The organism is Bradyrhizobium sp. INPA03-11B (assembly GCF_040446015.1).
GTDB classification, from domain to species: domain Bacteria; phylum Pseudomonadota; class Alphaproteobacteria; order Rhizobiales; family Xanthobacteraceae; genus Bradyrhizobium; species Bradyrhizobium macuxiense_A.
In genome coordinates, this window is sequence record NZ_JASGSR010000103.1 from 1 (window position 1) to 11,154 (window position 11,154).

Sequence of the window (11,154 nt, forward strand, 5' to 3'; positions counted from 1 at the left end):
GCGGGGTGGGGTGACGGTCTATCCGCGAACGCACCGCCCGTGTTGAGAGATCACCCCACCCCGTTTCGCATTCCGCTTCGCTGCATGCGAACCGACCCTCCCCCTCCAGGGGAGGGTGAGATCACGGCTTGGTCGGGTCGAACTTCTTCTCGAGGCCCTTCCAGCAATCCGAGTAATCATCCTGCAGCGTCGACGACGTCGCGGCGTGCTGGGTCACGCGCTGCGGGAAGCGGGTCTCGAACATGAAGGCCATGGTGCCGGTCAGCTTCACCGGCTTCAGCTCGCTGTTGCTGGCGTGCTCGAAGGCTTCGCGGTCGGGACCGTGCGGCAGCATGCAATTGTGCAGGCTGATGCCGCCCGGCACGAAGCCTTGCGGCTTGGCGTCGTACACGCCGTAGATCAAGCCCATGAACTCCGACATGATGTTCATGTGGTACCACGGCGGACGGAAGGTGTTGTCGGCCACCATCCAGCGCTCCGGGAAGATCACAAAGTCGATATTCGCGGTGCCAGCGGTCTCCGACGGTGAGGTCAGCACCGTGAAGATCGACGGATCGGGATGATCGAAGGCGATCGCGCCGACCGGCGAGAAGGTGCGCAGATCGTATTTGTAGGGCGCGTAATTGCCGTGCCAGGCGACCACGTCGATCGGCGAATGGGCGAGCTGCGTCTTGAACAGCGCGCCGCCCCATTTGACGTAGAGCTCGGTCGGCGTGTCCTTGTCCTCGTAAGCGGCCACCGGCGTCAGGAAGTCGCGCGAATTGGCCAGGCAATTGGCGCCGATCGGGCCGCGCTCAGGCAGCGTGAAGGCGCCGCCGTAATTCTCGCAGAGATAGCCGCGCGCCGGACCATTCGGAATCTCGACGCGGAACTTGACGCCGCGCGGGATCACCACGATCTCGCCCGGCTCGGCATCGATGCGGCCGAACTCGGTGACGAGACGCAGATTGCCCTGCTGCAGCACGAACATCATCTCGCCGTCGGCATTGTAGAAATGCTGATCGACCATCGATTTGGTGATGAGATAGATGTGCGCCGCCATGCCGGCCTGGGTGTTGGCATCGCCGGCCGTGGTCATGGTCTGCACGCCCTGCAGGAAGGTCATGTCCTCCTTCGGGATCGGCGCCGGATCCCAGCGCAGCTGCGCGATCGGCATGTCGTATTCGTGGCACGGCGCGGTGCGCCACAGTCCGGCATCGGCCTTGGCGAAGCGGCCGGAATGCCGCACCGACGGGCGGATGCGGTAGAGCCAGGAGCGCTCATTGGTGCCGCGCGGCGCCGTGAACGGCGAGCCGGACAGTTGCTCGGCATAGAGCCCATAGGCGCAGCGCTGCGGTGAATTGCGCCCCATCGGCAGCGCGCCAGGGAGCGCCTCGGTCTCAAAGCTGTTGCCGAAGCCGGACATGTAGCCCGGGGTCACCTGCCCCGAGCTGCGCACGATCTGATCAGGCGAGGTATTGATGTTCATGTCTATCCTCCTCCTTGCAGGGCGGCCCACATTTCCTGGTCGCGCTTGTCGGTCCAGATCACGGGATCGTCGATCCCGGACGCCTCGTCATAGGCACGCGAAACGTTGAACGGCAGGCAGTGCTCGTAGATCGCGAACTTCGAGAACTTCGGATCCATCACCTCGCGCGTCGCCGCCATCGATTCCTTTAAGGAGCGGCTCTTGGCGACGGACGATTCCGCCGCGCCATAGAGCGTGGTGACGAAATCGCGGGTCATCGCGATCGCATCGCGGCCGGTCTCGAGGCCCTTCAGCGCATCGCCGCGGCCCGGCGCGATCGCCTTCGGATTGAAGGCGCGGATCTCGTTCAACGTCATCGGCCATTCGCGCAAATGCGCATCGCCGCAATAGCAGGCCGAGTGGTACTCGATCAGGTCGCCCGAGAACATCACCTCGGCATCCGGCACCCAGGCGACGATATCGCCCGAGGTGTGGCCGGCGCCGAGCTGCATCAGCCGCACCTCGCGCTTGCCGAGATAGATCGACATCTCGCCTTCGAAGGTCAGCGTCGGCCAGGTCAGGCCGGGAATGCTCGCCGCATCCTGGAACAGCCGCGGGAAGCGGCCATACTCGGAATCCCAATCCTGCTGGCCGCGCTCCTCGATCAGGCGGTAGGTCTCCTGCGAGGCCACGATGCCCTGCGCGTGATAGGCCGAGGCACCGAGCACGCGCACCGCGTGATAATGCGACAGCACGACATATTTGATCGGCTTGTCGGTGACGGTCTTGACCCGCTCGATCACCTTGTTCGCCATCGCGGGCGTTGCCTGCGCGTCGAACACCAGGCAGCCGTCCTCGCCGACGATCACAGCGGTGTTGGGATCGCCCTCTGCGGTGAAGGCGTAGAGATCGGTGCCGATCTCGGAGAAGGTGACCTTCTTCTCCGCGAGGTCAGTGGTCGATGCGAAACCTTTGGCCATCAGTTCAATCCTGTCCGTTTGGTCAGTGCTATTGTTGTTGCTGCTGTTGCTGCTGGCTCGCGTCCAGCGTCCGCCGTTTTGCCAGCGCGATCGCCTCGCGCAGCACGTCGAGATCGCCGATATGGTTGGCGAGCACCAGAACCAGTGCGGCATCGAGATCGGCGCTCTGTGCGTCGGTGAGGCCGCGATGCGCCTCGACGATGGCGCGGAAGGCGTCATCGGGCTTTGCGAAGTTCGAACTGGTCGAGAGCGCCATCGCAGATCCCTCAGTTCAGGCCGGCTGCGCGCGCCAGCGCTGCATCCAGCGCCGGCCGCGCGACATTCCGGAAGCGTGCCGCGACATAACCATCCGGCCGCAGCAGATAGGCGGTGCCGGGCTCGGCATCGTAGCGCTGGCCGGCAAGGCCTTGCGCGTCGACCAGCCCGCCCTCGCCGCCGACCCGGATGCTGCCGACGCCGTCGGGCACATCGACATCAGCGCCATTGCCAAACGTCAGCAGCGTGAAACGCGTTCCCTGCCTGATGAACGCGTCGGTCAGATAGCTGGAACCGCCGCCTGGCTCCGTCACCGGCGCGTCGAGCATCGAGGCGCCCGGCCGCGGGCCGCCGCGCCAGTCGTCGCGATCGCCGCTCGACAGTGGCGTGTCGTAGACCGACGGCACCGACAGGCGGCCGCCATTGACCATGCGCTTGCCGAACTCGGTATCCTCCGCGAGCGCCAGCACCGCCTGGCGCAGCCGCGCCTCCTGCTTCGTCGCCGGCGCCATGAAATCGGTCGAGCGGGTGGACTCGCGGATGTTCTCGTCGGCCGCCGCGCTGCGCTCGATGTGATAGCTCTCCAGCAAGCCTTCCGGCGACAGCCGGCGCAGCACGCGGTCGAGCTTCCACGCCAGATTCTCGGCGTCTTCGAGCCCGGAATTGGCGCCGCGGGCGCCGAACGGCGAGACCTGGTGCGCGGAATCGCCGGCGAAGATCACGCGGCCATGGATGAATTTTGCCATCCTGCGGCACTGGAACTTGTAGAGCGAGATCCATTCGAACTCGAACTTGTCATGCCCAAGCATGCGCTCGATCCGCGGCCGGACATTTTCGGGCTGCTTCTCGGCCACCGGATCGGCGTCCGGATTGAGCTGCAGATCGATGCGCCAGATGTCGTCGGGCTGCCTGTGCAGCAGCGCCGAGCGGCCGGCATGGAATGGCGGATCGAACCAGAACCAGCGCTCGGTCGGGAATGCCGCCGTCATCTTGACGTCGGCGATCAGGAACTGGTCCTCGAACACCTGGCCTGCGAACTCCGCGCCGACCATCTGCCGCAGCGACGAGCGGGCGCCATCGCAGGCGACCACGAACGACGCATGCACCTGATAGGAGCCTTCGGGCGTCGCAATGGTCAGCGCGACACCGTCATTGCGGCTCTCCAGCGCGATCACCTTGTTGCGCCAGCGCAGGTCGATTTCCGGCAGCTGCTCCACCCGGTCGACCAGATAGGCCTCGGCGTAGAACTGCTGCAGATTAATGAAGGCGGGCCGCTTGTGGCCTTCCTCGGGAAGCAAATTGAACTGATAGAGCTGCGAGGCGCCATGGAAAATCTTGCCGACGCTCCACACCACACCCTTCTCGACCATGCGGTCCCCGACGCCGAGCCGATCCCAGAACTCCAGCGAGCGCTTCGAGAAGCAGATCGCGCGCGAGCCCTCACCGATCCGGTCGGCGTCGTCGAGCAGCACCACGCGCTGGCCGCGCTGCGCAAGATCGATCGCAAGCGACAATCCCACCGGCCCGGCGCCGACCACGACGACCGGATGCTCCGCGACGTTAGCGCCCGACCGCTCCTGGTCGGGGTGGCGGCGATAGCCGAACTGGGTTTTGGCCTGTGCCGTATTGGCTGATGCCATTGCGTGCCCTGGATGTTCCCTTGCGCCGGCCCTTGTCTGTGGGCTCGGGCTGCGGCTTGTGTAACTGGCTTGCGACGGGACCTTGCGGGCCGGCCGCGACCTTGCTAAATTAGTCTCACTTGCAACTATCTTAAACTCCCAGTCGGGCCCGCCGTCAACTCAATTTGGAGGAATTTTTGGCCAGGACCTCTGCAAGCCAGCCTCCAGCCAGGGCACGCAGCGCCGTGGAAGCCGACGCGCGCGACGATGCCGCGCCGGCGAAGAAACGCCTCGACCTCTTTCATTTCATGCCGTTCCGCCTCAACCGGCTGGCGGCCGAGGTGAGTTCGGCGCTGTCGAGCGAATATCAGGCGCGCTACGGCCTCGACATTCCGGAGTGGCGCGTGCTCGCGACGCTGGGTTTCCGCAGCGATCCCTGCAGCGCGCAATACATCGCGCATTGCACCCGCACCCATAAATCCACCATCAGCCGCGCGGTGTCGGCATTGATGGAGCGCGAGATCGTCGAGCGCGTCGAGAACGCCGACGACCGCCGCGAATTCCGTCTGCGGCTGACCAAGAAGGGCCAGGCACTGTACGAAGAGCTGATCCCGCGTCTGTTGCGCAAGGAGCAGGAGATCCTGTCCTGCCTGTCCGCGCAGGAACGCCGCGACCTCGGGCGTCTGCTCGGCAAGGTCGAGAGCAGCCTCGAGCTGGTGCAGACCAGCGAAGAGGCCGACGCGAAAGACGCGTATTAGGGCCACTCAACCCGTCATCCCCGCGCAAAGGCTTCGCCTTTGTCGCTGGAGGAGCGCGTAGCGCGTCTCGAAGGATGCACGGCCCGGCTGGTGGCCGTCGACCCTTCGAGACGCGCGCAAGAGCGCGCTCCTCAGGGTGACGGTGATCGAATTTTGTGCGCAGTCCCTCCACCGTCATTGCGAGCGAAGCGAAGCAATCCATGCATCCAAGCATGCGAACCGATGGATTGCTTCGTCGCTGCACTCCTCGCAATGACGGAGCCGTCACGCCCCTTCGATATGCTTCGCGATCACAGGGAAGTAGTTATCCTTCGATCCCCTGTCGATCGCCTCCTGCAGCACCGTGCCGATCAGCTCCGCGCCGCGGATCTTGATGCCGGCGTCGGCGGCGAGCTCCAGCGCGTAGGACAGATCTTTCAGCGCATATTCGGTCGAGAACGCGCGTTCCGGAAACACCCCGGGCACGATCGCCTTCATGCCGTGGTTGCGCAGCGCAAAGCTGTCGGCCGAGCCCTTCGACAGGGTGTCCAGCAGCAGCTTCGGATCGACGCCGTTGTGCTTCGCCACCGCGACGGCCTCCGCCAGCGCATTGACGGTCTCGAACAGCACCATGTTGTTGAGGATCTTGGTCACCTGCCCGGCGCCGACGTCGCCGCAATTGGTGACGTCGGTGGCAAAGCAGCGGATCAAGGGCTCGATCGCGGCATAGAGCGCGGGCACCGCGCCGACCATCACGCTGAGTGTGCCGTCCTGCGCCGCCTGCCGGGTGCGCGCGATCGGCGCATCGGCCCAGGCCGCGCCTTTGGCCTGCAACTGCCCGGCGAAATCGCGGGTCTGGCTCACCGAAGACGTGCCGAGATCGACCACGACCTGGCCGCTTCTGACGTTCTTCAGAATGCCGTCGCCCTCGAACACCGCGCGCACATGTTTTGCGCTGGGCAGGCAGAGGAACAGCACGTCGCTCTGCTTGATGACGTCGGCGACCGTTTCAGCCACATCGGCGCCGTCGGCGCGGAGCCGTTGCAGCGGCTCGGCCGCAAGGTCGAACACGACGACGCGCTTGCCGCTCTTCTTGACGAGGTTACGGCAGATCGGCTCACCCATCACGCCGAGGCCGATGAACCCAAGAGTCTTCGTGTCGGCAGTCTTGTAGTCAGTCATATCGCTTCTTCTTTGACGTTTCTTGACCTGTTGCAGATGCGCCTCATCCAATCGGCGAGGCTATTTCGCGAACGATCGCGATGGCGCGAGATGCAGCGCGAACGCATCGACCTTGTCGCTGGCGCGCGGATAGATTTCGCTGACGATCGGATCGTGACCGGGAATGAAGCGGTCGGGATGACCGGCGAGCCGCTCGACGGTCTCCCAGCCCTGCGCCATGTCGCCGACATTGTAGACGATCGGAAACGGGCTCCTCTTGTGCAAGTTCGCATAGTAATGGGCAGCATCCGACGCCAGCACCACCGGGCCGCGCGCGGTCTCGACCCGCACCACCTGCAGGCCGTCGGAATGACCGCCGACGCGGTGCACGGTGACGCCGGGCGCAATCTCGCCGTCGCCGGAATGGAAGGTGACGCGCTCGCCATAGACATGCCGCACCATCTGCGTGACGTGCTCGATCGAGAACGGATGGCGCAGCATGCCGTTGCACATGCAGCGGCCGGTCGCGTAGCTCATCTCTCGTTCCTGCAGATGGAATTTGGCGTTCGGGAAGCGATCCAGATTGCCGGCGTGGTCGTAATGCAGATGGGTGACGATCACATCGCGGATCGCATCGGCACTGACGCCGAAGCCGGCCAGCGCATCGACCGGGTTAAGCGTCAGCTTGCGGGCGCGCGCCTTGGCCTCCTCGGCGTTGAAGCCCGTGTCGACCAGGATGTCGCGGCCGTGGCCACGGATCAGCCAGACGAAATAATCCAGATCCTGTGCCGTGGTGTCGTGCGGATCGGGCACCAGGAAGTTGAGGTGGGGCGTGCGCGGCGACATCGTCGCATAGCGCAGGGCGTAGATCTCGTAGGCGTTTCCCATCGGTTTCGCTCTTGTTTGCGGTCTTGTTTGCAGGTCTTTTTAAAATGGCTTGCCGTCCCGGACACAAAGCCATCGCCTCGCGCAAAGGTCAAACCGCGCACAGTGCGACGAGTGCATGACAGGGCGGCCGCAGCCTCTGTGAACGCAATCACATTATCGGCTCGCCGGAACCGGCACCATGCCAGGACGGCGATGGCCGCCATGACCGCATGCTGTTGCACTGCGGTCTCGCCGAGGTCACCGCGATAAACGATGCTGCCGCAAGCCGTTGACGGGAGTTTGGCCGTGGTTTGATAATGCAATTTCGCTAGAGCGTTTTCGAGCGAAGTGGCTGCCGGTTCGCGTGAAGAAAACGCGTCAAAACAAGAATCTAGAGCCCCGTTCCGATTTCCATCGGAACGGAAAAGGCTCTAGAGTAAGGTTCCCGAGGCGCAGGCTGGAAGCGGCGCCATTTCATTGGAATGCCGCGATCTGGATTTGCCGCGATTATGAAAATCCGCCTTGCCTTGCTCGCCACGCTGATTTTTTCAATCGCGTCGCCGACCCTGTCCTTCGCCGCCGGCGATCGCTTCGCGCTGGTCATCGGCAACGCCAAATATCCCGATGCCGATGCGCCGCTGAAGGAGCCGGTCAACGACGCGCGTGACGTCGCCGACGAGCTCAAGCGCGACGGCTTCACCGTCGAGGTCGGCGAGAACCTGACCGGCGACGGCATGCGCCGCGCCTTCGACCGGCTCTACGGCAAGATCAAGCCGGGCTCGGTCGCGCTGATCTTCTTCTCCGGCTACGGCATCCAGTCGAACCGGCAGAGCTACATGATCCCGGTCGATGCCCAGATCTGGGCCGAGGCCGACGTGCGCCGCGACGGCTTCAGCCTCGAGACCGCGCTCGGCGAGATCAACAGCCGCGGCGCCGGGGTGAAGATCGCCCTGATCGACGCCTCCAGGCGCAACCCGTTCGAGCGCCGCTTCCGCAGCTTCTCGGCAGGCCTCGCCCCTGTCATCGCGCCCAACGGTACGCTCGTCATGTACTCGGCGGCGCTGTCGTCCGTCGTCTCGGACAATGGCAGCGACCACAGCCTGTTCGTGCGGGAACTGCTGAAGGAGATCCGCACCCCCGATTTGATGGCCGAGGAGACGCTGAACCGGACCCGCGTCGGCGTCACCCGGGCCTCGCGGCAGGAGCAGGTGCCGTGGATTTCGTCGTCACTGGCTGAGGATTTTTCATTCATTCCGGGCGGCGCGCCGGGATCGCCAAATGCTGCGCTCGCGCCGACCGCATCGCCGTCAACCGAGGTAGCTACGGCACCGCCGGTCGCGCCCCCGCCGGCACCGCCCGCAGCAACGCCAGCTCCGCCCGCCGCAACGCCGACGCCGGTACCGGCGCCTCCTGCGGCAACGGCACCGACGCCGCCACCGGCACCGCCGAAACCCTCGGTCGCGACAGCGCCGACCGCACCGCCGCCTGCGCCGAAGGCGCCCGAGATCGCGCTGCCGCCGCCTGCGCCTCCGCCGCCGGTGGTGATCCAGCCCACGCCGGCGCCGAGCAACTCGCCCGTGCTCGCCGACGATCCGACGATCAAGAGCCTCAGCGAGAAACTGGACAAGAACCCTGACGATGCGGCTGCGCTGTACCGCCGCGGCCAGGTCTATGCCAGCAAGGGTGCTTACGACCTCGCGGTGAAGGACTTCACCAATTCGCTGCGGCTGAACCCGAAGGATGTCGAGGCCTACAACAACCGCTGCTGGGTCCGCACCGTGATCGGCGACCTGCAAGCGGCGCTGAAGGACTGCAACGAGGCGCTGCGGCTGCGTCCGAATTTCGTCGATGCGCTCGACAGCCGCGGCCTGATGAACCTGAAGGGCGGGCAGAACAAGAACGCCATCGCCGATTTCGACGCCGCGCTGAAGATCAACCCGCGGCTGACCTCGTCGCTGTACGGACGCGGCCTTGCCAAGAAGCGCAACGGCGCGGTCGTGGAAGGCGATCTCGACATCGCCAACGCCAAGGCGATGGACCCGAACATCGTCAAGGAATTTGCCGACTACGGCGTCCAGTAACAAATGGACGACGGCCTGCCGCGGCTCGAACCGCTGATGCAATCGCGCGACTAATCAGAGGGTGCGGGCCGGCAGCGATGCCGGCCAATCGATCTGAAGCGTTGCATGGAACCGCGCCAGCCGGCGCAGGAGGGACCGAAATGTTCAAGCCGACGGCAAAGGCCGCGATCCTCTCATTCGTGACCGCCGGCGCCATGCTGTCGTTCGGCATGGCAGCCGCCCGCGCCGGTGACGATGTCACCGAGGACCAGATCATCAAGGCGCTGACACCCGAGAAGAAGCCGCTGACCCGCGGTCTATCGGTCAGGCCGCAGACCTCGCCCGGGCTGAACGCCGAGCAGGCCAAATTCGTGCAGAGCGTCCGCGGCCGCGCCACCCGCTCGCTGTCCTCGACCGAGCGCGAGGAAATCGCGACCATCGTGCAGGACAAGCCGAAGATCGATCTCGAGATCAACTTCGACTACAACTCCGCCGACATCAGCGCGAAGTCGCTGCCCTCGGTGCAGGCGCTCGGCCGCGCCCTCACCAATCAGGATTTGAAGGGCTCGACCTTCGTGGTCGCTGGCCACACCGACGCGGCCGGCGGTGAGGACTACAATCAGGGCCTTTCCGAGCGCCGCGCCGACGCAATCAAGCGCTATCTGGTCGACAAATACGGCATCAACGGCACCGATCTCGTCACCGTCGGCTATGGCAAGAGCAAGCTGAAGGACCCGGGCCACCCGATGGCGGACATCAACCGGCGCGTCCAGGTCGTCAACGTGGAAAACAAGGACACGGCGTCCAAGTGATCTGGTCAAGTAATCTGGTCCGAATGATCTGGATGTGATGGGCGGTGGCGTAGCCGCTTTTTGAGGTTACAATGCGTCCCGCACCCCGGCGGGGCGCATTTGCTTGAGGGCAGAAGCCCGGAGCAGCCCACAGGTGACCCGCCTCACATGACGTCAGGGCCTGATCCGGAACAATGGACACCGGCCTTCCGCATGCCTAGGGAATACGATGGCGAGCGTGATGAGACTTCGACGAGCGCCCAAGACAACCCCTGTCGATACGCGCCAAGTTCTGGATTGATCAGGCGATGAACTTTTCCCAATACCTCAAGCCTGCGCTCGGCACGGTGGTTTTCCTCGCGCTGGCTGTCGCCTATTACGCGTTCGAGCACCGCTCCCATCCGGAGGAGAAGGAGACGCCGGGCCAGGCGCTGGTCGTGGTGACGAAGTCGACCAATGCCTGCTTCTCCGACATGGTCCGCGTCACCGGCTTCATCGTGCCGCGCCGCGAGGCGCAGGTGAATGTCGACCAGGACGGCTCCAAGGTCACCGACGTGCTGGTGCGCGAGGGCGACACCGTGACCGAGAACCAGGAGCTGGCACGGCTGACCCCGCCGCCGCAGCAGGCCGCCCAGGCCAATGCCAAGCCGGTCGTGCTGCGCGCGCCGGCCGCCGGCCTCGTCACCGAGGTGCGCACTGCGCCCGGCGCCCCGGCCTCGCCGCAGGCTCCCCCGATGTTCAAGATCTCGATCAACAACGAGATCGAGCTCGACGCCGAGGTGCCGGGCTTCCAGCTGCTGAAGCTCAATCCCGGCGCCAATGTGCGGATCAGCCGTGACGACGCGCCCGACATCGTCGGCAAGGTCCGTCAGATCTCGCCGCAGATCGACCGCGCCACCCAGCTCGGCCACGTCCGCATCACCATCAACAACAATCCGACGCTGAAGGTCGGCATGTTCGCGCGCGCCAATATCGACGCCAAACGCTCCTGCGGCGTCGCAGTGCCGCGCACCGCGATCGACCGCCTGACCTTGCAGGTCGTGAAGGGCAACACCGTCGAGACCCGCAGGGTGCGCGTCGGGCTGACCTCCGATACCTCGACCGAAATCCTTGAAGGCCTCGACGTCGGCGAAATCGTCGTGGCCGATGCTGGCACCTCGCTGCATGACGGCGACCAGATCAAGACCATGTTCGCCGACGAACTCGATCGCACGCGATCACGCTAATTCGGGCACGC

General features: G+C 64.9%; 10 protein-coding genes. 4 read left to right on the forward strand and 6 right to left on the reverse strand.

Annotated features, from left to right (window positions below):
- Nucleotides 1-121: 121 nt before the first annotated feature.
- From hmgA to QMZ05_RS31200, 4 genes are read right to left on the reverse strand one after another with little or no spacing between them, the layout of a single operon-like run.
- Nucleotides 122-1,468 carry a homogentisate 1,2-dioxygenase gene (gene hmgA / locus QMZ05_RS31185; RefSeq protein ID WP_353704239.1) on the reverse strand — a complete coding sequence of 449 codons (1,347 nt, stop codon included), beginning with the start codon at nucleotides 1,466-1,468 and terminating at the stop codon, nucleotides 122-124.
- Between the two features lie 2 nt (nucleotides 1,469-1,470).
- Entirely contained in the window at nucleotides 1,471-2,427 is a 957-nt protein-coding gene (locus QMZ05_RS31190) for an MBL fold metallo-hydrolase (protein ID WP_353704240.1), read from the reverse strand.
- A 28-nt stretch (nucleotides 2,428-2,455) separates the two neighbouring features.
- Nucleotides 2,456-2,683, reverse strand: coding sequence for a DUF2783 domain-containing protein (locus QMZ05_RS31195; protein WP_050425419.1), 228 nt, complete (start codon nucleotides 2,681-2,683; stop codon nucleotides 2,456-2,458).
- A 10-nt stretch (nucleotides 2,684-2,693) separates the two neighbouring features.
- Nucleotides 2,694-4,322, reverse strand: coding sequence for an FAD-dependent oxidoreductase (locus tag QMZ05_RS31200; RefSeq protein ID WP_353704241.1), 1,629 nt, complete (start codon nucleotides 4,320-4,322; stop codon nucleotides 2,694-2,696).
- A 287-nt stretch (nucleotides 4,323-4,609) separates the two neighbouring features.
- On the opposite strand from QMZ05_RS31200, the gene QMZ05_RS31205 reads away from it, so the two are divergent.
- Nucleotides 4,610-5,059 carry a MarR family transcriptional regulator gene (locus QMZ05_RS31205; protein WP_245321347.1) on the forward strand — a complete coding sequence of 150 codons (450 nt, stop codon included), beginning with the start codon at nucleotides 4,610-4,612 and terminating at the stop codon, nucleotides 5,057-5,059.
- Between the two features lie 264 nt (nucleotides 5,060-5,323).
- On the opposite strand, the gene QMZ05_RS31210 is transcribed toward QMZ05_RS31205, so the two are convergent.
- Nucleotides 5,324-6,271, reverse strand: coding sequence for an NAD(P)-dependent oxidoreductase (locus tag QMZ05_RS31210; protein ID WP_353704242.1), 948 nt, complete (start codon nucleotides 6,269-6,271; stop codon nucleotides 5,324-5,326).
- Nucleotides 6,272-6,280: 9 nt separating this feature from the next.
- The gene (locus QMZ05_RS31215) at nucleotides 6,281-7,087 is read right to left on the reverse strand and encodes an N-acyl homoserine lactonase family protein (protein ID WP_050401745.1); all 807 of its coding nucleotides are present in this window, start codon (nucleotides 7,085-7,087) and stop codon (nucleotides 6,281-6,283) included.
- 488 nt (nucleotides 7,088-7,575) lie between these two features.
- Here QMZ05_RS31215 and QMZ05_RS31220 point away from each other — a divergent pair, with 488 nt between their 5' ends.
- The 3 genes from QMZ05_RS31220 (at nucleotide 7,576) to QMZ05_RS31230 (ending at nucleotide 11,143) form a co-directional block, all read left to right on the forward strand.
- Nucleotides 7,576-9,147, forward strand: coding sequence for a caspase family protein (locus QMZ05_RS31220; RefSeq protein ID WP_353704243.1), 1,572 nt, complete (start codon nucleotides 7,576-7,578; stop codon nucleotides 9,145-9,147).
- A 140-nt stretch (nucleotides 9,148-9,287) separates the two neighbouring features.
- Nucleotides 9,288-9,938, forward strand: a complete 651-nt coding sequence (locus tag QMZ05_RS31225; RefSeq protein ID WP_353704244.1) for an OmpA family protein — start codon at nucleotides 9,288-9,290, stop codon at nucleotides 9,936-9,938.
- A gap of 287 nt (nucleotides 9,939-10,225) precedes the next feature.
- The gene (locus QMZ05_RS31230; protein WP_353704245.1) at nucleotides 10,226-11,143 is read left to right on the forward strand and encodes an efflux RND transporter periplasmic adaptor subunit; all 918 of its coding nucleotides are present in this window, start codon (nucleotides 10,226-10,228) and stop codon (nucleotides 11,141-11,143) included.
- Nucleotides 11,144-11,154: the final 11 nt, after the last annotated feature.